Raw genomic sequence first — 21,924 nt, forward strand, 5'->3', positions numbered from 1 at the left:
ATGGCAACCGAGAAACTGGCCGAACAGGGCGGTGCAACCCAGACCCTGGTACCCGACGATTTCGCCGCGCTGCTCAGCAAGGAATTCAAGCCCAAGAGCGACCGCGCGAAGGAAGAGGTGGAATCCGCCGTCCGCACGCTCGCCGAGCAGGTGCTGAACAAGGCCGACATCGTCTCCGACGACGTCACCCAGACCATCAACGCGTACGTGGCCGAGCTGGACCGCAAGATCAGCGAGCAGCTCAACCTGGTGATGCACCACGCCGACTTCCAGAAGCTGGAAAGCGCCTGGCGCGGCCTGCATTTCCTGGTCAACAACACCGAGACCGACACGCAGCTGAAGATCCGCGTGATGAACATCTCCAAGAAGGAGCTGGGCAAGACGCTGAAGCGCTACAAGGGCACGGCGTGGGATCAGAGCCCGATCTTCAAGAAGATGTACGAGGAAGAGTACGGCCAGCTGGGCGGCGAGCCCTACGGCTGCCTGGTCGGCGACTACTACTTCGACCACAGCCCGCCCGACGTGGAGCTGCTCGCCGGCATCGGCCAGGTGGCCGCGGCCGCGCACGCGCCGTTCATCGCCTCGGCCAACCACACCCTGATGGGCATGGACAGCTGGAGCGAGCTGGCCAACCCGCGCGACCTCGCCAAGATCTTCTCCACGCCCGAGTACGCCTCCTGGCGCTCGCTGCGCGAGTCCGACGATGCGAAGTACCTTGGCTTGGCCATGCCGCGCACGCTGGCGCGCCTGCCGTACGGCGCTGCGACCGACCCGGTGGAGGAGTTCGACTTCGAGGAGGACACCTCCGGCGCCGATTCGTCCAAGTACACCTGGCAGAACGCCGCCTACGCGATGGCGGTGAACATCAACCGCTCGTTCAAGGAATACGGCTGGTGTTCGCGTATCCGCGGCATCGAGTCCGGTGGTGCGGTGGAAGGCCTGCCGGTGCACACCTTCCCGACCGACGACGGTGGCGTGGACATGAAGTGCCCCACCGAGATCGCGATCACCGATCGCCGCTCGGCCGAGCTGGACAAGATGGGCATGATGCCGCTGGTGCATCGCAAGAACTCCGACATGGCGGCGTTCATCAGCGCGCAATCGCTGGCCAAGCCGGAGGAGTACGACGATCCGGACGCCACGGCCAACGCGGCACTGAGCTGCCGCCTGCCGTACCTGTTCGCAGCCAGCCGTTTTGCGCATTACCTGAAGTGCATCGTGCGCGACAAGATCGGTTCGTTCAGCAGTCGCGAGCAGATGCAGAGCTGGCTGACCAACTGGGTCATGCAGTACGTCGACGGTGATCCGACCAACTCCAGCGAGGAGACCAAGGCGCGCAAGCCGCTGTCGGCGGCCGAAGTGGTGGTGGAGGAAGTGGAGGGAGCGCCGGGGTACTACACCTCGAAGTTCTATCTCAAGCCGCATTACCAGCTGGAAGGCCTCACCGTGTCCTTGCGGCTGGTGTCGCGGTTGCCGTCGGCAGCCAAGGCCTGACGGTCCGATCCCGGCTGCGGTCGCCCATGCGGTCACACCTGCATGGGCGGCAGGAGACAGAACGACACCGTCGGACATCGGCGGAAATGCAAGGCATCGTCTGCGCGGCATCGCGGGGAGGGTGGCGACGGGCACGAGGCGATCGGCAAGGGCGCAGCCCAGCCGGGCAAATCAATTCATCAACAGGTGATCGAGGAGAAGGTTCATGGCATTCGACATGCACATCAAGTTCGGCAAGGGCAAGGTCGAGATCAAGGGGGCATCCAACCACAAGGTGCACAAGGGCGACGTGCCGATCCTGGCGTGGTCGTGGGGCGTGAGCAACACCGGCGATCTGCATACCGGCGCGGGTGCGGCCAGCGGCGGCAAGGCACACGTGCAGGACATCTCCCTCACCAAGTACGTGGACGGCTGTTCCAACGCGCTGCTCAACGCCTGCTGCACCGGCGGCCGCCTCGAGAACGCGTGGCTGTACGTCACCAACGCCACCGGCGAGCAGACCGACTTCCTCACCATCGAACTCTCCGAGGGCGTGCTGGTGACCTCGGTATCCACCGGCGGCAGCGGCGGCGAGGACAAGCTCACCGAGAACATCACCCTGCACTTCGGCAAGTTCAAGTACTCGTTCCAGCCGCAGGACGACAAGGGCGCGAAGGACGGCGGTACCAAGGACTTCACCTACGACATCCAGAAGGTGGCCAGCGCCTGAGCCTGATCGGCACCTTGCAGTTCCTCGTTCCATCCATCTTCCACTAGCCGGGTGTGTGCATGACCCCAGAGAACATGCTGAAAGAAGGCCGGTTGGACGAGGCGCTGCAAGGCCTGACCGCGCAGGTGCGCGGCAACCCCGCGGATGCGAAGGCGCGGGTGTTCCTGTTCCAGTTGCTGGCCGTGCTGGGGCAGTGGGAGCGGGCGCAGAACCAGCTCAAGGTGAGCGGCGAGCTCGACCCGCTCAACACGCTGATGGTGGAAGCCTACAGCCGTGCACTGGCCGGCGAGCTGGAGCGGCAGCAGGTGATGGCCGGCACGCGCTCGCCGATGGTGATCGGCGAGCCCGCGCAATGGCTGGCGCTGCTGCTGCAGTCGCTGAAATTGCAGGCCGAGGACCGGCATGCGCAGGCGCAACCGCTGCGCGAGCAGGCCTTCGAACAGGCCGAGGCGGTGGGTGGCGAAATCGACGGCACGCCGTTCGAGTGGATCGCCGATGCCGATCCGCGCTTTGGCCCGTGCCTGGAGATGATCGTCAACGGCGGCTACGCCTGGGTGCCGTTCACGCGCCTGAAGAAGCTGGTGTTCGAGGCGCCTGCCGACCTGCGCGACAAGGTGTGGGCGCCGGTGCAGGTGACCTGGAGCAACGGCGGCCAAGCGGTGGGTTTCGTGCCGTGCCGCTACCCCGGTTCCGAGCGGGCAGCGGACGGCGAACTGGTGCTGGCGCGGCGCACCGATTGGAGCGATCTCGGTGGCGAATGCTTCGCCGGTTGCGGCCAGCGCATGCTGGCCACCGATGCCGGCGAGTACCCGCTGCTGGACATCCGCAGCATCACGTTCAACGCGGCCTGAAAGCATGGCCGAGCTGACCACCCAGGAACGTCTGCAGCCCTCGCTGCTCGACCGCCTCACCGATGACGAGCCCGGCAAGGCCGACGAGAGCCGCGAGAAGCGGGTGATCTCGGCCACGCGCCTGCGCGACTGCGTGACGCGGGACATGTCCTGGCTGCTGAACTGCGTGAACCTGGGCGCCGAGGCCGAACTGGCGGATTACCCGGAGGTGGCGAGCTCGGTGCTCAACTTCGGCATTCCCGACCTCACCGGTGCGGCGCTGTCCGGCATCAAGGCCGACGCGCTGCAGCGCAAGGTGCGCGACGCCATCCTCGCGTTCGAGCCGCGGCTGACGCCCGGCACCTTGCAGGTCACCGTGCAGGCGGACAGCCGGCGCATGGACCACCAGTCGCTGGTGTTCAACATCGCCTCCGAGATGTGGGCGCAGCCGATTCCCTTGAACCTCTACCTCAAGACCGAGGTGGATCTGGAGACCGGGCGGTTCAACGTCTCTGAGAGCTTTGGTTGAGCGTCATGGACCCGCGCCTGCTCCGTTACTACAACCGCGAGCTGCAGCACGTCCGCGAGATGGGCGGCGAGTTCGCGCGCGAATACCCCAAGATCGCCGGCCGCCTCGGCCTGGAAGGCTTCGAGTGCGCCGATCCCTACGTGGAGCGGCTGCTGGAGGGTTTCGCCTTCCTTGCCGCGCGCATCCAGTTGAAATTGGACGCGCAGCACCCGGTGTTCACCCAGCATCTGCTGGAGATGATCTACCCGCATTACCTCGCACCGGTGCCTTCGATGGCGGTGGTGCAGCTGAACCCGGACATCAAGGAAAGCGCGCTGGCCACCGGTCCGGTGGTGGCGCGGCAGACCGCGCTGCGCGGGCTCACCGGTCACGACGAGCGCACCGCCTGCGAATACCGCACCGCGCACGACGTCGCGCTGTGGCCGCTGGAACTGGCCGAGGCGAAGTACTTCGAGACGCCGGCCGCGCTGGCCGCCGCGGGCGTGCCGCTGCCGGCGAACAAGACCGTACGCGCCGGCCTGCGGTTGAAGTTCACCGTCACCGCCGGCGCGCAGGCGAACATGCTGGCGCTGGACGAGCTGCCGCTGTTCATCGCCGGCACCGACGAATTGCCCAAGCGCCTGTACGAGCAGCTGCTCGGCAACGCGGTGGGTTACCTGGTGCGCACGCCGGGGGCGGGCGGGCTGGTCAGCGAGTTCTTCGACGGCAGCTGCATCCGCGACAAGGGCTTCGCCGACGACGAGGCGCTGCTGCCGTACACCGACCGCTCGTTCAGCGGCTACCGCCTGCTGCAGGAATACTTCGCCTGCCCGGAGCGCTTCCTGTTCGCGGTGTTCACCGGGCTGAAGCCGGTGCTGGCGCGCTCGTCGGCCTGCGAATTCGAGATCGTGACGCTGTTCGACCGCAGCGTGAGCCGCCTGCACAACGCGGTGGACGCGGGCAACTTCCGGCTGTTCTGCACGCCGGCGATCAACCTGTTTCCGCGCCGCGCCGACCGCATCCACCTGCAGCCGGGGCGCACCGAGTACCACATCCTCGCCGACCGCACCCGGCCGATGGATTTCGAGATCCACAGTGTCGCCGACGTGGAAGGCTTCGGCGACCGCCAGGAGCCGGAGCAGCGCTTCCAGCCGTTCTACGGCAGCGACGAGCGCACCTGGCACAGCGGCGCCGCCGCGTTCCATACCATCCGCCGCGAACCGCGCCTGCTGTCCGCGCGCCAGCGCCTGCACGGCGCGCGCTCCAGCTACGTGGGCAGCGAGGTGTTCATCGCGCTGGTCGACGCCAACGACGCACCGTATGCCACGCAGTTGCGCCAGATCGGCATGCGCCTGCTGTGCACCAACCGCGACCTGCCGCTGCAGATGCCGGTGGGCAAGTCGCGCACCGATTTCACCCTGGACACCGGCGCGCCGGTGGCCTCGATCCGCTGCGTGGCCGGTCCCACCAAGCCGCGCGCGCCGACCGCGAACGGCGAAACCGCGTGGCGGCTGATCAGCCACCTGCAGCTCAACTACGTCTCGCTGCTGGGCGACGGCGGCGAAGAGGGCGCGTCGGCGCTGCGCGAGATGCTCACGCTGTACTGCGACGAATTCGATGCCGCCGCGCGCCGCCAGATCGAGGGCATCAAGGCGGTGGGTTCGCAATCGGTGGTGCGGCGCATCCCGGTGCCGGGGCCGATCAGCTTCGGCCGCGGACTGGAGATCACGCTGACCTGCGACGACGGTGCCTTCGAAGGCACCGGCGCCTTCCTGCTCGGCGCGGTGATGCAGCACTTCTTCGCGCGGCACGTCTCGGTGAACTCCTTCACTGAAACCGTGCTGCGCACCCTGGAACGCAACGAGGTGGCCCGATGGCCGGCACGGCTCGGCAAGCGCCAGATCCTGTAGTGCCGGCTCGCGTCGAGCTCGAGCTCGCGCTGCGGGAGCAGCCGCAGGGCTTCGAGTTCTTCGAGGCGCTACGCCGGCTCGAGTGCGCGCATCCGGAGCGGCCGCGGCTGGGCGAATCCGCCAAGCCGGCGGAGGATGCCGTGCGCCTGTGCCACACGCCCTCGCTGGCGTTCGCGCCAAGCGGTGTCGAACGCTACGAGCCCGCCGCCGAAGGCCGGCCGGCCCGGCTGCACGGCCTGTTCTTCGGCCTGTTCGGGCCGAACGCGCCGCTGCCGCTGCACCTCACCGAATACGCGATGGATCGCCAGCGCAACGCCAAGGATTCCACCCTGGTCGCGTTCGCCGACATCTTCCATCACCGCATGCTGAGCCTGTTCTACCGCGCCTGGGCCAGCGCGCAGCCCACCGTGCAGCTCGACCGCCCCGACGAGGACCGCTTCCGCCTGTACATGGGTGCGCTGGTGGGCTTGTCCACGCGGGGGCTGGAGGCGCGCGACGCGCTGCCCGACCAGTACAAGCGCTTCTTCGCCGGCCGCCTGGTGGCGCAGGCGCGCAATGCCGAGGGGCTGCGCGGCCTGCTGGAACATTTCTTCCGCATTCCCGTACGCGTGCTGGAGTTCGTCGCGAGCTGGATGCGCCTGCCGCACGAAGCGCACCTGCGACTGGGTGCCTCGCCCGAGGTGGCCGGCCTGGGCAGCACCGCGGTACTGGGCGAATACGTGTGGGGCTCGCAGCAGCGCTTCCGCTTGCGGCTCGGGCCGCTGACGCGCGCCGAGTTCAACAACTTCCTGCCCGGCGGCGAGGCGCTGCGCCAGCTGGTGGCGGCGGTGAAGACCTACGTGGGCGAGGAGAAGGCCTGGGACGTGCAGCTGGTGCTCAAGCGCGCCGAGGTGCCGACCACGAAGCTGGGCCAGTCCGGGCGCATGGGGCTTTCCACCTGGATGGGCGAGCCGCGCCGGGATGCCGATGCGGACCACGTGATCCTGCAGCCGGTGGGCTAGGCGATGGGCTTCGACTTTTCGCACCGAGCCGGTTTTTTTCTCCTCCCCCTGCGTGCAGGGGGAGGTCGGGAGGGGGTGAGCTTTGGGCCGTTGGCCGAAAAGCACCCCACCCCAACCCTCTCCTGCAAGCAGGGGAGGGAGCCCGCTTTCGTCGCGGCCGCGATCGCGCAGCCGCCATCACCACTTCAGGGGTAGAGATCCATGGCAGAAATCAGTCGCAGCGCGCTGTTCGGCAAGCTCAACAAGCTGGCGTACCGGGGCATCGAGAGCGCCACCGTGTTCTGCAAGTTGCGCGGCAACCCGTACGTGGAGCTGGTGCACTGGATCCACCAGATCCTGCAACTGCAGGACTCGGACCTGCACCGCATCGTCAAGCAGTTCAACCTCAACCCGTCGAACCTCGCGCGCGACGTCACCGACGCGCTGGACCGGCTGCCGCGCGGTTCCACCAGCATCTCCGACCTTTCCAGCGACGTGGAGGAAGCCGTCGAGCGTGGCTGGGTGTTCGCCACCCTGATGTTCGGCGAGGCGCAGGTGCGCACCGGCTATCTCATGGTGGGCGTGCTGCGACTGCGCCATCTGCGCAATACGCTGCTCGGCGTCTCGAAGGAGTTCGAGAAGATCAAGCCCGAGGCACTGGTGGAGAAGTTCGCCGAGGTGGTGGCCGGCTCGCCCGAGGACGGCCAGAGCGCCAGCGACGGCTTCCACATGGGTGGCGCCGCACCGGGCGAGGCCAGCGGCGCGATGTCGCCCGCGCAGATGGGCAAGCAGGAGGCGTTGGCGCAATTCACCATTGACCTCACCGAGCAGGCGCGCAGCGGCAAGATGGATCCGATCGTCGGTCGCGACGACGAGATCCGTCAGCTGGTCGATATCCTGATGCGCAGGCGCCAGAACAACCCGATGCTGGTCGGCGAAGCCGGCGTGGGCAAGACCGCGGTGATCGAGGGTTTCGCCATGCGCATTGCCATCGGCGACGTGCCGCCGCCGCTGAAGGACGTGCAGTTGCGCGTGCTCGACGTCGGCCTGCTGCAGGCCGGCGCCAGCATGAAGGGCGAATTCGAAAACCGCCTGAAGCAGGTGATCGAGGAAGTGCAGTCGTCCACCAGGCCGATCATCCTGTTCATCGACGAGGCGCACACCCTGGTCGGCGCTGGCGGTGCCGCCGGCACCGGCGATGCCGCCAACCTGCTCAAGCCCGCGCTGGCGCGCGGCAACCTGCGCACGATCGGTGCCACCACCTGGGCCGAATACAAGAAGCACATCGAAAAAGACCCGGCGTTGACCCGCCGCTTCCAGACCGTGCAGATCGACGAACCCAGCGAGGAGAAGGCGATCCTGATGATGCGCGGTGTCGCCAGCGTGATGGAGAAGCACCACAAGGTGCAGATCCTCGACGAGGCGCTGGAGGCCGCGGTCAAGCTGTCGCACCGCTACATCCCAGCCCGCCAGCTGCCGGACAAGTCGGTCAGCCTGCTCGACACCGCCTGCGCCCGCGTGGCGATCAGCCAGCACGCCGTGCCGGCCGAGGTGGACGACACGCGCAAGCGCATCCAGGCGCTGGAAACCGAGCTGGGCATCATCGCCCGCGAGAAAAATGTCGGCGTGGATGTCAGCTCGCGCGAGGAAGCCGCCAGCGAGAAGCTGGCGACGCAGAAGGCGCGGCTGGAAACGCTGGAAGCGAACTGGGTGACCGAGAAGGCACTGGTCGAGAAGGTTCTCGACATCCGCTCGAAGCTGCGCGGCTCGACGGCGCCGGTCGAAGGCACCGGCAGCGCGTTGGAGGAGTCGGCCAACCAGGAGGCCGAAACCAAGCCCGCGCCGGTGGCGGGTGATGCCCCGCTGGATGGCGCCGAACGCGCGGCGGCGCTCGAGCAATTGAAGGGCCTGCAGGCGCAGCTCGCCGAACTGCAGGGCGAGCACCCGCTGATCCTTGCCTCGGTCGATCAGCAGGCGGTGGGCTCGGTGGTGTCGGACTGGACCGGCATCCCGGTCGGGCGCATGGTCAAGAGCGAAGTCGAGACGGTGATGAACCTGGCCAAGCTGATGGGCGCCCGCGTCATCGGCCAGGACCACGCAATGGAGATGATCGCCAAGCGCATCCAGACTTCGCGCGCCGGCCTGGTCGATCCGAACAAGCCGATCGGCGTCTTCATGCTCGCCGGTACCTCCGGCGTGGGCAAGACCGAAACCGCACTGGCGCTGGCCGAAGCTTTGTACGGCGGCGAGCAGAACATCATCACCATCAATATGAGCGAGTTCCAGGAAGCGCATACCGTTTCCACGCTCAAGGGCGCGCCTCCCGGCTACGTCGGCTACGGCGAGGGCGGCGTGCTCACCGAAGCCGTGCGGCGCAAGCCGTACTCCGTGGTGCTGCTGGACGAAGTCGAGAAGGCCCATCCCGACGTCCACGAGATCTTCTTCCAGGTCTTCGACAAGGGCGTGATGGAGGACGGCGAAGGCCGCAGCATCGACTTCAAGAACACCTTGATCCTGCTCACCACCAATGCCGGTACCGAGCTCATCGCCAGCATGTGCAAGGACCCGGAACTGATGCCCGAGCCCGACGGCATGGCCAAGGCCTTGCGCGAGCCGCTGCTGAAGATCTTCCCGCCCGCCTTGCTTGGACGCTTGGTCACCATCCCGTACTACCCGCTCAGCCCTGAAATGCTGGGCAAGATCGTCAAGCTGCAGATCAACCGCATCAAGAAGCGCGTCGAGGCGCGCTACAAGATCCCGTTCGAGTACAGCGAGGACGTGGTGAAGCTGGTGGTCGCGCGCTGCACCGAGACGGAATCGGGCGGGCGCATGATCGATGCGATTCTGACCAACTCGATGCTGCCGGATATTTCGCGGGCGTTTTTGACGAAGATGATTGCGGGTGAGCAGATTGCGAAGGTGCAGGTGGGGGTGACGGACGGGGAGTTTTCGTATGGGTTTGGGTGAGGCATCGGCAGATAGTGAGCCTGACCCCGTTTTTGATCGACGCCATCCTGACCAACACCATGCTGCCGGATATCTCGCGAGAGTTCCTCAACCGGATGATCGAGGGCGTGCGATGACGGGGGTGAAGGTTGGGGCGGGGATGCCGGATTTTCGTATGCGTTTGCTTGAGGTGGCGATTCATAAGTGAACCTGACCCCGTTTCTCGCTGGTGACAATTTCTCCTATACGGTTGCCTGAAGCAAAGGGTGAGCGGCCGTTTTGGTACATGTTGACGATAAGGATTCCCTTAGTCATGCCGGAAATCGAAGCACGTCACGCTGGTGAGGCCGTCTTCAACCTTGCGACGGCGCTGGAAGGCGCCGATGGCTGGAAGGTGTCCGAAAAGGACGCCACTATCTATCGCTTGCTCGGCAAGGATCTGAAAAGCTGCCTGTTCGTAAGCCGAGGGCCGGGCGATTGGGATGCCCTTGAGCCGACCTATCGGCAGGCATGGCTCGATGAGATCAAGCGGCGACTCAAGGGGCGAGAACTGCAGCTCCTGAATGATAAGTCCATCGCTGACGAGACGCGCTACGTTCTGAAGAAAGCTTCGCATTTTGCCGGAAGCGCCATGCCTAGTGTGTTGTTCTTCTCGCAATACAAGTGTAACGCGCATTTTCAGTCGGCCTACGACGATTCCCCAGGATGGATTGCCGGAAAACCTCTGGTCGAAGTGGCGAAAAAGCTTCAGGAGGATGTCGACAGGAGCGTCGACTTTCGCATTTCCGTGTCCTGGATCGGTTGTCGCTGGATCGCGTGGAACAATCGTGGCTTTACCACGCATTGCCTTGCCAACGTGATGCCCCTGCGCATCGTGCCCAATCCTCGGCCCTCGGTGGCCGAGCAGGCGCGGCTTGGGGAGTTGATGCATGGCATCAACTATTCCGCTGCGGTGCCGGCCGATCGGCGTGATCCTGGTCATTGGGAAAGTACCGCGCCGTGTACGGTGATTTCGATTGTTGACGGCGGACAGGGTACGGATGTGCTGTACACGGTTAAAAGCGGTTTCTGCCGTGACAACGGCAATGCGACCGTGTTGAATACGGTCTGAGACTCCGCTGCAAAACAGGTCAAAACAGGGGTCGAAACAGGGGTTAGAGTGCACTTTTGAAAGGCGGGTTCGTTTGGTTATTGAGTGGGTGGCGAGTTGTCGGGGCGGTCGCGATTGCGCACCTTATGCCGTTTCCAAAACCGCCATCGCATATCAGTCGATGAGGAATGAAGCATGCCTGGACACAGCAGTTGTTATCTGGTTATCAACGCGGGCGCCAATACATATTGGCGCTACATCAAGAAATACTCTGATGCTCAGGAAAAGGCGTTCATCGTGGATGCCAAGCTGGCGGAGGTGGGTGGAAGTGTGGCATTGGTCAATACCGTTCGCGTGGGCACAATCCAGCGGAAGAACACCGAGCCGACCAACGGCGTCGAGATCTGAAGGTCGCGCTGCTTGCAAGACAGCCAAAACGGGGTCAGGTTCACTTATATATTTAATGTTTATTGGCTGAATGAAAGTAACTAAACCTGCCTCCGTTGGCATTCGTCCCGGACATAGAGGTCGATACCTGCGGACTTCCTTCAAAGCTGGGTCCAAAAACAGGGTCGGATTCGCTTCCTTGTCTGTGATGGATAACTCAACCTGGCCCCGGGTTCGTGTCATTCGAGCCTCAATAACTTCAACGGAGTGCGTGCCTTGACTGCCTTCCTCAAGAATTACACCAGCAAGCAGCTCAACCAAATCGTCTTCCCGGGCTCGCATGACGCCGGCATCTACGGTCAGGGCAAGAGCAACGTCATCACCCAGAGCCTGAACATCGGCGAGCAGGCCAATGCCGGTGTGCGCTTCTTCGACATGCGCATTGCCACCGTCAAGCGCAGCGACGGATCTCTCGACCAGAAGTCCTACCACCTTGGCAAGGGTGTCATCGACAACAAGCACATGGGTGCCAAGCCCGGTGAAGTCCAGTCGCACCAGAACGTGTCCCACCTGGGCGGCTGGGGCCAGGACACGCTGTCGGACATGCTCACGCAGGCCAAGACCTATGTGGTGGCGAACCCGTCGGAGTTCCTGATCCTGAAGTTCTCCAAGTGCTACAACCTGAAGGACGTGGTCGACACCTGCGTGCGCGTGCTGGGTGACACGCAGTTCAACTACAACAAGTCAGGTGGCGCGGCGATCAACCTCAACACGCGCACGGTCGGAAGCTTGGCGGGCAAGGTCATCACGCTGTTCGATCCCAAGGAACTGGAGAAGCTCGGCTTCGTCATTCGCGGCCAGATCTACAGCGGCTGCCTGTCCTTCGGCGAGCTCTTCAACAAGGAGACCAAGACGTCGCGCCAGTACCAGAAGGAGTTCCACGGCCTGCAGTACTTCGGCAAGTTCAGCAACACCGACGACATCAAGAAGAACACCAAGAAGCAGGCGGCGACGATGGGTGGCGGCACCTCGTGCGACCGTGACGCCATGGGCATGATGTACTGGACCACCACTGGCATGCTGGGCGACATCAAGGCCCGCAACGACAAGATGTGGACGGGCGTGAATGTGCAGGCCCTGCGTGACGTGTGGGAGGCCGGCTACAAAAAGGCCATGATCAACCAGCTCGGTGCGCTGAGCTTCAAGGACCTCTACACCAAGAACAGTCGCTACTACGTGGCCAACAAGAACAGTTGGACGAGCTTCACGCCCAACATCGTCATGATCGACTTCGCCGACTACCAGAAGTGCGTGACGGTCTACAACCTGAATCGCGTCAGGAGCGAGATGCTCGAGACCTTGATGCAGCAATCGGGTCATGCCATCGAAAATCTCTGACCACGGCGGTACGCGGGCCACTGGCCAAAAACTAGGGTCAGGTCACTTATCTCGGATGTTTATTGGCTGGATGGATCCTCAAAAAGAGGGTGTAGTGACCAGATTTCCAGCGTGATTGCGCATTGATGGCTGGAGGAGTCCATACCTATGCAACCCGCCGCCCGCCTTACCGACATGCATGTCTGCCCGATGGTCACACCGGGGGTCCCACCCATTCCGCACGTGGGCGGGCCTATCGTGTCGCCCGGAGCACCCACCGTGTTGATCGGTGGCCTGCCAGCGGCACGCTTGGGCGACATGGCGGTGTGCGTAGGTCCGCCGGACAGCATCGTCATGGGCTCGCCCACGGTGCTGATCGGCGGGCAGCCCGCCGCGCGGCTGGGTGATTCCTGTGCGCACGGCGGCACGATCGTGCTGGGCTGCTTCACCGTGCTGATCGCGTGAGTCGGCGCATGCACCGCGACTCGGCGCAGGTTGTCGTCCGTCCGTCGGCCGCGCGCACGGCGGCGCCGGACTGGCGCGTCGTGCTGCAACAGGCGATGCAGGCACACCAGGTCGACGATCTCGACACCGCAGAGCGACTGTACCGCGAGGTGCTGGACCTGCGCGTGGCACAACCCGACGCGCTGCATTACCTCGGTGTGCTGTGCCATCAGTGCGGACGCAGCGACGAGGGCGTGGAGCTGATCCGCACCGCGCTGCAGGTCACGCCGAAGCACCCGGACGCGCACAACAACCTCGGCAACATCCACAAGGAATGCGGTCGTCTGCGCGAGGCGGAGGCCTGCTACCGCAAGGCGCTGGAGTGCGGTCCGCAGCATCACAATGCCTTGAGCAATCTCGCCGTGGTGCTGGAGGCGCAGGAGCGCCCGCAGGAAGCCTTCGAGGCCTACGAAAAGCTGCTGCGGCAGGCACCGCGCTACGCGCAGGGGCACTACCTGCTGGGGCTGTTCCTGCGCAACCACGCGCAGAACCTCGAGCACATCGAGCAGTCGGTGGCGCGCTTCCGCGAGGCCTACGCGCTGGAACCCCGTTTCGTGCAGGCATTGGAGGCGCTGAGCGTGTCGCTGTACGTGCTGGGGCGCACCGACGAAGCCGTGCAGGTGTATCGCGACTGGGTGGCGCGCGAGCCGGACAACCCGATCCCGCGCCACATGCTGGCGGCCTGCGGCGGCGCCGAGGCGCCGCAGCGCGCGGGCGACGCCTATGTGCGCGACATCTTCGACCGCTTCGCTGACAGCTTCGACGAACAACTGCTGCACAACCTCGACTACCGCGCGCCGCAGGTGCTGGTGGATGTGCTGGGCACGGTGTTGCCGGCGCCTGACGCCGCACTCGACGTGCTGGATGCCGGCTGCGGCACCGGCCTGTGCGCACCGTTGCTGCGTCCCTATGCGCGCCGGCTGGTGGGCGTGGACCTTTCCGGCGGCATGGTGGAGAAGGCGCGCCAGCGTGGCGGCTACGACGCGCTGGACGTGGCGGAACTCACCGCCTACCTGCAGCAGCCCGGCGCCTGGGATGTGGTGCTCTCGGCCGACACGCTGGTGTATTTCGGCGAGCTGGGCACGGTGCTGGCAGCAGCCCACGCGGCGTTGCGGCCGGGCGGCTGGCTGGCGTTCTCGCTGGAGGCGGAAGAGGGCGAGGGAGATCGCGTGACGCTCACCGCCAGCGGGCGCTACCGTCACTCGCGCGCCCACGTGCTGCACGCACTGGAACGAGCGTGCTTCCACGATATCCGCATCTCCGAGGACAGCCTGCGCAAGGAATTCGGCCAGCCGGTACGCAGTTGGGTGGTGCTGGCGCGCCGCGGCGGCGATGCGGGCCCGGCGAGCGCGACGTGAGCGCGCCTCCCGAATCCGCCATTGAAACGGTATCGCGGCGGGAATGGCCCCGCTGGAAGAGCGACTGCAGTGGCTTCGTCCACGCGGTGGCCGAGGATCTCGGCATTGCCCTGTCGGGCAACGCCAATGCGATGGTCGACGCGATGGGTGCCAAGGCCAGCGGCTGGATCGATCTGGGCAGCGATCCCGCGCTGGCGATCAGCTACGCCAACCGCGGTTTCTTCGTGGTCGCCGGCCTCAAGGCGTCCGGGCACGGGCATGTGGTGGTGATCGTTTCCACGCCAGCAGGCAGCCGATATCCCGTCGGCTACTGGGGGCGGCTGGGCGGTGTGGGACGGGAGAAGACGGGGATCAACTGGTCGTGGAATCATCGCGACTTGCCCAAGGTCGACTATTACGCGAAGCCCGTGCCGGAGGGGCGCTGATGCGAGTTCCCGGTCGCCTGCTGATCCTTGTCCTGGCGCTGGCCCCGGCCGCTGCCGGTGCCTGCCATCTGGCGCCCATGGGCATCGTCGGCGGCGTGGGCAGGCTGGGCGACGTGTCGGTGGCGTTCGGCGCGGCCGACGATGCGCTGCATCCGACCGCATGGCAGGGGCCGCTGCGGATCACGACGGGCAGTGCGCCTGCCTGCACCGTCAGCGACGAGGTAGCCATCGTCGAGGCCCCGGTGGCGCTGGGCGGCGGCATCCTGTACGTGCCGACGTATTCGGGCGGCAACAACCGCCTGTACGCGGTGGACACGAAGAGCTGTCGCGTGTTGTGGCGCAGCCACCCTTTCAATGGACCGACCCGTCTCGGGAACGACCGCCTCACGATCGGCGGCCGACGCGTGCCGCTGGACCGGAAGTGCCGCCCAGCGGCCATGGCGGGGGAAGGTCGATAGGGCAGGTACGGCGCGGTGCCTGGCGACGGTCGCGGCGGCAGGGTTCGTTGCCGGCGTTCGCGCTGCCGGAAAAGCCTCGTCGGTCAGGCGGTTGGGTCGACGCCGGGGCGATTTTCACGGCGCGTGACCCGAAATGCCGCTCAATTGCGCATTACAGGGGGAGGAGTTCCCATGCCGCCCGTCGCTCGCCTTGCCAGTTCGCATGTCCGCCCCGTGTTCCGGCGGCGCTTCCGTTGCCCTGCATCCCTGCGCTGCGGGCCGTCCGGGCGAGGCGCGCGGGAGGCACGGCCTTGCGGGAATACCGCTGGCATGACCGGCTCCGACCATTTCCCAGGAGCGTAGTCGCATGAGCGATCCCATCAAGATCACTTCCGGCAAATGCGACAACCTGCTGTTCGTCGGCATGAGCGCGGACGAGGAACTGGGCGAGCTGTTCCGGTTCGAGCTGCAGTTCGAGAGCACGGACGCGGGCATCGACCTGACCTCGCTGCTGGGTTCGTCGATGACCGTGACGCTGACCCTGGAAGACGGTTTCAAGCGCCATTTCAACGGCATGGTCTGCGAGGCCTCGCAAACCGGCGTCGCCACCGTCGACACCCTGGTCTACGCGCAGTACGCGGTCACCCTGGTGCCCAGGCCGTGGCTGCTGGAACAGATCGTCGACTGCCGCATCTTCACCGAGATGACCGCCCCGGACATCATCCAGAAGCTGCTGGAGGAATCCGGCTACACCGACGTGAAGAACAGTCTCACCGGCAATTACGCGCAGCGTGACTACTGCGTGCAGTACCGCGAAGACTGCCTGAGCTTCATCCATCGCCTGATGGAACAGGAAGGCATCTACTACTACTTCACCCACGACAGCAGCAAGCACACCATGGTGCTGGCCGATGGCGTGGGTGCGCATGCCGCCATCGACGAATTCAAGAAGGTGCCGTTCGCGGCCGGTGCAGGCGGTGCGCTGGGCAAGGCGGCGACGGTCGCCACGTTCGGGGCGGTGCGCGGCGTGGACGGCGCCACCTTCAAGCTGACCGACTACAACCCGCTCACGCCCAAGGCCTCGCTGCTCTCCTCGCACACCAGCGACGGCAACCAGCCGACGACGACCCACACCGCCTTCGACTTCCCCGGCGCGCACGGGGACGCGAGCGTGGGCCAGCACTACGCCAGCGTGCGCGCCGAGGCGCTGACCGCCGCGCGCTCCGGTTACCACGGCACCACCGACGCCTGCGGCGCGGAGGCCGGCAACCTGTTCACCCTGAGCGACTACTCGCGTCAGGAGCTCAACCAGGAATACCTGCTGACCGCCACCCAGAGCTATCTGCGTGGCGCTGGCCACGCCTCGGGCAGCGGCAACCATCTCGAGTTCCAGTGCCAGTTCCGCGCCATCCCGGGCAGCATTCCGTTCCGCAAGGAAATCAGGACGGCGAAGCCGAAGGTCGCCGGCCTGCAGACCGCCATCGTCACCGGCAGCGACACCGACGAGGACATCGCCGTCGACCAGTACGGCCGGGTGCAGGTGAACTTCCACTGGAACATGCCGGACAAGCCGAACGCGAAGTGCTCCTGCCCGGTGCGCGTGGCCTCGCCGTGGGCCGGCAAGGGCTGGGGCGCGGTGAGCATCCCGCGCGTGGGCCAGGAAGTGGTGGTGAGCTTCCTCGAAGGCGACCCGGACCGACCGCTGATCATCGGCAGCGTCTACAACGCCGCGAACACCGTGCCCTACGGCCTGCCCGACAGCAAGACCCAGAGCGGCATCAAGAGCCGCAGCCTGCTTGGCGGCACCGACGACTTCAACGAGCTGCGCTTCGAGGACAAGCAGGGCAGCGAGGACTTCATCATCCACGCGCAGAAGGACATGCACGAGGAGGTCGAGAACGACCACGTGGTGACGATCGACCACGACGAGACGGTGGAGGTGAAGAACAACCAGACGCTCACCGTCGACAACGACCAGACCGAGACGATCAAGCACGACCGCAAGGTCACCGTGCAGAACGACGACAAACTCGACGTCACCGCCAACGGCACCACCACGATCGGCCAGAAGTTCAAGCTCGACGCCGGCACCGAGATCGACCTGGTCTGCGGCGCCTCCAGCATCACGCTGAAGGCGTCGGGCGACATCGAGATCAAGGGCGTCAACATCAAGATCACCGGCGACGCCACGGTGAAGATGGCCGGGCAGGCCACGGTGGACATCGGCGCCGGCGCCAGCGTGAAGGTGCATTCGGACGCGATGATGAACGTGGAGGGCGGCGCGATGACCACGGTGAAGGGGGCGATGCTGACGTTGACCGGCGACGGCATGGCGAAGCTCGGCGGCGGCATCACGATGATCGGCTGAGGAGGCAGGCCATGTCCGCGATCTTGCAAGCATCGATGCAGATGGGCCTGTCGTCCGAGGCCAGCGCGCGGCTGCGCCCGGAGATGACGGCGCAGGCGGCGGTGCAGTCGCTGCTGGACGCCGGCGCGGCGCAGGACGCGCTGAAGCTGCTGGCGCGACTGCTGCCCAAGCGCTACGCGGTGGCGTGGCTGTGCCAGTGCGCGCGCGACCAGCCGCTGGAACTGGAGGACAAGGCCGGCGCCTCGCTGGCGGAGAAGTGGGTGCGCGAACCCACCGAGAGCAACCGCCGCGCCGCCTACGAGTTCGCGAATTCCGGTGGCTACAAGTCGCTGGGCGCGTGGCTCGCCGCGGCGGCCGGCTGGTCGGGCGGCAGCCTGGCGCCGAGCGCGCAGGAAACGCCGGTGCCGCCGCCGGAGCAGCTCACCGCCTGCGCCACGGTGGCGGCGATCAACCTGATGGCGGCGCTGGTGGCCGAACATTTCGCGGCACGCCGCGCCGAGTTCGTCGCCCGCGCCCTGAACCTGCTCGGCACCGGCGAAGCGGCCGGCGCGGGCGGCAAGGGAGCCTGAGCGTGTCGATGCAGACGCTGACATTGGCGGTACTCGGCCGGCAGGCCGCGCAATTCGGCAGCCGCAGCCGGAAAGTCTTTCCGGAGGCTGGCGGCAGCATCGGCCGTTCCGAGGATTGCGAATGGGTGCTCGGCGCGCCCGGCGTGTCGCGCATCCACGCGATGGTGCGCTACCTCAACGGCATCTATTTCATCGAGGACCGCAGCACCAACGGCATGCTGCTCAACGGTGCGCCGCTGCCCAGGGGCGAACCCTCCGCGCTGAAGGACGGCGACCGCCTGCAGATCGACACCTTCGAGATCTCGGTGCAGGTGCAGGCGCCGGGCCAGGCCGCCGAGGCGCCGGCCGCACCCGCACCGGCGATGGCACCGGCGCCGCTGCCGGGCGATCCGCTGGATTTCGGCTTGTCCGACCTGCTGGCGCCGGCGCCGGCCGCCGCCGCCGCGGGCGCCAGCCTGATACCCGACTCCGCCGCGGCCGGCGGCGACCTCGACCCGCTGAGTTTCCTCGACGCGCCCTACGCGACGCCGGTGGCGGAGCCCGCGCCGCCGCAGTCGGCGCCGATTCCCAGCTGGAACCACACGGCTGGCAGCGCCGACCACTTCCGCCCGCCGGTGACCGACGTGCAACGCCAGGCGCAGGTGCTGCCGGAGAACTGGGACCTGACCATGGGCGATTTCGCGCCCAAGGCGGAGCCGGCCGCGCCTGTCGTGCCACCCGCCGCGCCACCGGCGGCCGCTGCGTTTGCCGCGCCGGCGGCGACGGCCTTGCCGGCAGAGCTGGAGCAGATCCTGCACATCGTGGCCGACGGCGTGATGGACGTGCTGCGTGCCCGCGCCGAGATCAAGAACACCTTCCGCCTGCCGGTGACCATCATCCAGCGCTCGGAGAACAACCCGCTGAAGTTCGCGCCCACCGCGGACGAGGCGGTGCAGCGCATCCTGGCGCCCACCGGGCCGGCCTTCCTGTCCGGCAGCGCCGCGTTCCAGGACGCCTTCGAGGACATCCGCTGTCACCAGATGGCAATGCTGGCCGGCGTGCGCGCCGCCTTCGAATCGCTGCTGGTGCACTTCAATCCCGACCGTTTCGAGCACGAGGCCGACGGCGGCGCCAAGCGTGCGGCGTTCGGCGGCAAGGGCCGCTACTGGGACCGCTATCGCGAGCACTTCGAGGAGTTGATGGGCAATCCCGACGAATGCTTCCGCCGCCTGTTCGGCGACGAGTTCGCGCGCGCCTACGAGGAACAGCTGGCGCGATTGAAGTCGGTACGACGGGCGGAACAGGCGCGCCGCCCCTGACCCGGGGCAAATCGGAACAACCATGAGCGAGCGAGCGGCATGACGCAGAACAACAAGGTGATCTGGAGCGAAGGGCTGTTCCTCAGGCCCCAGCACATGCAGCAGCAGGAGCGCTACCTGGAGCGCTTCGTCGAGCTGCGCGCCGGCAACCTGCGCCCCCATGCCTGGGGCTTCCACGAGCTGGAGCTGGAGGCCGACTTGCTGGCGATCGGCAAGCTCGGCATCAAGCGCGCGCGCGGCATCTTCCCCGACGGCACGCCGTTCGCGATGCCTGGCGACGACCCGCTGCCGCCGCCGCTGGAGGTGGACGCGAACTGGCGCGACCAGACCGTCTACCTCACCTTGCCGCTGCGCTCGCCCACCCAGCCCGACAGCGGGCGGCCGGAAGCGCCGGCGGAAAAACTCTTTCGATTCCGCGTGCGCGAAGCCGAGGTGCGCGACGCCTCCGGCAGCACCGACGGCGCGACGCCGCTGGAAGTGGGTGGCATGAGCAGCCGCCTGCTGCCGCAGTCGCAGCCGATGGAAGGGCTCACCCGCATGCCGCTGGCGCGCATTGTCGAATGCCGCAGCGACCGCCGGGTGACGCTGGACGATGCGTTCATGCCCACCGGCCTGTCCTGCCAGGCGGTGCCGCGGCTGGTGACCTTCCTCACCGAGCTGCTCGGTCTGCTGCACCAGCGCGGCGAGGCGCTGGCCAGCCGCGTCGCGCTCACCGACCGCGGCGGCGCGGCGGAGATCGCCGACTTCCTGCTGCTGCAGGTGGTGAACCGCTGCCAGCCGCTGGTGGCGCATCTGGCCGAGGCACCCTTGCTGCATCCCGAAGAGCTGTACCGCACGCTGGTGGCGATGGCTGGCGAACTGTCCACGTTCACCGCGCCGGGCAAGCGGCCGCCCGCGTTGCCGCCGTATCGCCACGAGGCGCTGCGCGAGAGCTTCGAGCCGCTGATCGCCGCGCTGCGCGCCAGCCTCAGCGCGGTGCTGGAGCAGACCGCCATCCCGATCCCGCTGCAGGAACGCAAGTTCGGCGTGTGGGTGGCGGTGGTGCCGGATCTCACCCTGCTCGACAACGCCGCCTTCGTGCTGGCGGCGAAGGCCGACGTGAAATCCGAAGAGCTGCGCCGGCAACTGCCTGCGCAGTCGAAGATCGGTCCGGTGGAGAAGATCCGCGACCTGGTGAACCTGCAGCTGCCGGGCATCCCGGTGTCGCCGATGCCGGTGGCGCCGCGGCAGATCCCGTACAACGCCGGCTACCTGTATTTCGAATTCGATCGCCACGCCGCGATGTGGCGCGAGCTGAAGACCTCCGGCGGCATTGCGTTCCACTTCGGCAGCGGCTTCGCCGGGCTGGACCTGCAGCTCTGGGCGATCAGGGGCGGCTGAAATGAATACTCCGAAAGGTCCGTTTGACGACGATCCGATGCGCGACGCCACCGTGGTGCGCCCGCGTGGCGCCGCGCCCGCGCCGATACCTGCGCCCGCGCCGGTCGCGCCGCCGGTGGCCGCGCCTGCGCCCGCGCCGCGCGGCGTGGCCGCTACGCCGGCCGAGATCAGCGCCTTCCTCGGCGGCGGCATGAACCCGCTGGTGCAGGCGGCCAGCCCCTTGCTGCTGCTCGCGGTGCAGCTGCGCCACAGCGCCACGCCGCCGGACGCGACCCATCTGCGCGAGCAGGCGGTGGCCCAGGTGCGCAAGTTCGAGGCCCACGCGCAGCAGGCGAACATCGCCCAGCAGACCGCGCTGGCCGCGCGCTACGTGCTGTGCACCATGCTCGACGAGGCGGTGCTCAATGCGCCGTGGGGCGAGCAGAGCGGCTGGGCGCAGCAGACCTTGCTGGTGACCTTCCACGGCGAATCCTACGGCGGCGCGAAGTTCTTCCAGATCCTCGAACGCCTGTGCGCGGATTTCTCGCGCCACCTCGACCTGATCGAGCTGATGTACATCTGTCTCGCGCTGGGCTTCGGCGGGCGCTACCTGATCGAGGCGGGCGGGCGCGCCAAGCTGGCCGACATCCAGGAAGACCTGTACCGGCGCATCCGCGCGCAGCGCGCGCCGGCCGCACAGGAACTGGCGCCGCACTGGCGCGGCATCCAGGACAAGCGCAATCCGCTGATCCGCTACGTGCCGCTGTGGGTGATCGTGGCCGCGGCGGCCTGCGTGCTGCTGGGTGCCTACCTGTATTTCCACACGCGATTGAACACGGGCTCTGCACCGGTCAGCGCCGAGCTCGCGCAGATCGGGCTGGAAGGCGCCACGCCGCCGGCCGCCCAGCAGCTGGACAAGACCAATCCGCCGCCGGCGCATCCCACGCTGAAGCAGCTGCTGGCGCCGGAAGAGCAGGCCGGCCAGCTCGCCATCGTCGAACAGGGCAACGGCCGCGAGCTGGTGCGGCTGTCCGCCACCGGCATGTTCACCTCCGGCGGCGTGGACGTCGCCGATACCGAGTTGCCGTTGCTGCACAAGATCACCGCGGCGCTGAACCAGGTGCCGGGGCGGGTGATCGTGGTGGGGCATACCGACGACCAGCCGATCCGCTCGCTGAAGTTCAAGGACAACTTCGCGTTGTCCGCGGCGCGCGCGCGTGCAGTGCAGCAGGTGCTCGGCGAAGGCCTGGACAACCCCGGCCGGCTCGAGGCCAGCGGCGCCGGCGACTCGCAACCGATCGCACTGCCGCCGAACCTGCCGGCGAATCGTGCGCGCAATCGGCGCGTGGAGCTCATGTATATCCCCGAGGGTTGA

At 66.7% G+C, this 21,924-nt stretch carries 19 protein-coding genes; all 19 read left to right on the forward strand.

What is annotated here, in order from left to right; genetic code table 11:
- The 19 genes from tssC (at position 1) to icmH (ending at position 21,924) form a co-directional block, all read left to right on the forward strand.
- A complete protein-coding gene (tssC, locus tag AB7878_RS15270; protein WP_369495183.1) occupies positions 1–1,494 on the forward strand; it encodes a type VI secretion system contractile sheath large subunit in 1,494 nt (497 codons plus the stop codon).
- Positions 1,495–1,699: 205 nt separating this feature from the next.
- Positions 1,700–2,203, forward strand: a complete 504-nt coding sequence (locus AB7878_RS15275) for an Hcp family type VI secretion system effector (protein WP_077480658.1) — start codon at positions 1,700–1,702, stop codon at positions 2,201–2,203.
- A gap of 53 nt (positions 2,204–2,256) precedes the next feature.
- Positions 2,257–3,054, forward strand: coding sequence for a type VI secretion system accessory protein TagJ (locus AB7878_RS15280; protein WP_369495184.1), 798 nt, complete (start codon positions 2,257–2,259; stop codon positions 3,052–3,054).
- 4 nt (positions 3,055–3,058) lie between these two features.
- Positions 3,059–3,562: a type VI secretion system baseplate subunit TssE gene (gene tssE / locus AB7878_RS15285; protein ID WP_369495185.1), complete on the forward strand. Its 504-nt coding sequence runs from the start codon at positions 3,059–3,061 to the stop codon at positions 3,560–3,562.
- Between the two features lie 5 nt (positions 3,563–3,567).
- Entirely contained in the window at positions 3,568–5,451 is a 1,884-nt protein-coding gene (tssF, locus tag AB7878_RS15290) for a type VI secretion system baseplate subunit TssF (RefSeq protein ID WP_369495186.1), read from the forward strand.
- Positions 5,415–6,452 (forward strand): type VI secretion system baseplate subunit TssG, encoded by a 1,038-nt coding sequence (gene tssG / locus AB7878_RS15295; RefSeq protein ID WP_369495187.1) that lies wholly within the window; start codon positions 5,415–5,417, stop codon positions 6,450–6,452. Before tssF ends, tssG begins: the two co-directional genes overlap by 37 nt.
- A gap of 201 nt (positions 6,453–6,653) precedes the next feature.
- Entirely contained in the window at positions 6,654–9,398 is a 2,745-nt protein-coding gene (gene tssH / locus AB7878_RS15300; RefSeq protein ID WP_369495188.1) for a type VI secretion system ATPase TssH, read from the forward strand.
- 292 nt (positions 9,399–9,690) lie between these two features.
- Positions 9,691–10,488, forward strand: coding sequence for a hypothetical protein (locus AB7878_RS15305; RefSeq protein ID WP_369495189.1), 798 nt, complete (start codon positions 9,691–9,693; stop codon positions 10,486–10,488).
- 174 nt (positions 10,489–10,662) lie between these two features.
- A complete protein-coding gene (locus AB7878_RS15310) occupies positions 10,663–10,875 on the forward strand; it encodes a hypothetical protein (RefSeq protein WP_077480670.1) in 213 nt (70 codons plus the stop codon).
- Positions 10,876–11,130: 255 nt separating this feature from the next.
- A complete protein-coding gene (locus tag AB7878_RS15315) occupies positions 11,131–12,252 on the forward strand; it encodes a PI-PLC domain-containing protein (RefSeq protein ID WP_369495190.1) in 1,122 nt (373 codons plus the stop codon).
- A 147-nt stretch (positions 12,253–12,399) separates the two neighbouring features.
- The gene (locus AB7878_RS15320; protein WP_367844085.1) at positions 12,400–12,696 is read left to right on the forward strand and encodes a PAAR domain-containing protein; all 297 of its coding nucleotides are present in this window, start codon (positions 12,400–12,402) and stop codon (positions 12,694–12,696) included.
- An 8-nt stretch (positions 12,697–12,704) separates the two neighbouring features.
- Positions 12,705–14,093, forward strand: a complete 1,389-nt coding sequence (locus AB7878_RS15325; RefSeq protein WP_439653806.1) for a tetratricopeptide repeat protein — start codon at positions 12,705–12,707, stop codon at positions 14,091–14,093.
- Positions 14,090–14,518, forward strand: a complete 429-nt coding sequence (locus tag AB7878_RS15330; protein WP_369495191.1) for a hypothetical protein — start codon at positions 14,090–14,092, stop codon at positions 14,516–14,518. The genes AB7878_RS15325 and AB7878_RS15330 overlap by 4 nt, the downstream gene beginning before the upstream one ends.
- Complete coding sequence (locus tag AB7878_RS15335) at positions 14,518–14,976, forward strand: PQQ-binding-like beta-propeller repeat protein (protein WP_369495192.1); 459 nt, start codon at positions 14,518–14,520, stop codon at positions 14,974–14,976. Before AB7878_RS15330 ends, AB7878_RS15335 begins: the two co-directional genes overlap by 1 nt.
- Positions 14,977–15,322: 346 nt before the next feature.
- On the forward strand, positions 15,323–17,323 hold the full coding sequence (locus AB7878_RS15340) for a type VI secretion system Vgr family protein (RefSeq protein WP_369495193.1): 2,001 nt from the start codon (positions 15,323–15,325) through the stop codon (positions 17,321–17,323).
- A gap of 11 nt (positions 17,324–17,334) precedes the next feature.
- Positions 17,335–17,892 carry a DUF6931 family protein gene (locus AB7878_RS15345; RefSeq protein WP_369495194.1) on the forward strand — a complete coding sequence of 186 codons (558 nt, stop codon included), beginning with the start codon at positions 17,335–17,337 and terminating at the stop codon, positions 17,890–17,892.
- Between the two features lie 2 nt (positions 17,893–17,894).
- Positions 17,895–19,190 (forward strand): type VI secretion system-associated FHA domain protein TagH, encoded by a 1,296-nt coding sequence (gene tagH, locus AB7878_RS15350; RefSeq protein WP_369495195.1) that lies wholly within the window; start codon positions 17,895–17,897, stop codon positions 19,188–19,190.
- A 39-nt stretch (positions 19,191–19,229) separates the two neighbouring features.
- On the forward strand, positions 19,230–20,570 hold the full coding sequence (gene tssK / locus AB7878_RS15355; RefSeq protein ID WP_369495196.1) for a type VI secretion system baseplate subunit TssK: 1,341 nt from the start codon (positions 19,230–19,232) through the stop codon (positions 20,568–20,570).
- A gap of 1 nt (position 20,571) precedes the next feature.
- A complete protein-coding gene (icmH, locus tag AB7878_RS15360) occupies positions 20,572–21,924 on the forward strand; it encodes a type IVB secretion system protein IcmH/DotU (protein WP_369495197.1) in 1,353 nt (450 codons plus the stop codon).

This window comes from Rhodanobacter humi, assembly GCF_041107455.1.
In the GTDB taxonomy this organism is placed as follows: domain Bacteria; phylum Pseudomonadota; class Gammaproteobacteria; order Xanthomonadales; family Rhodanobacteraceae; genus Rhodanobacter_A.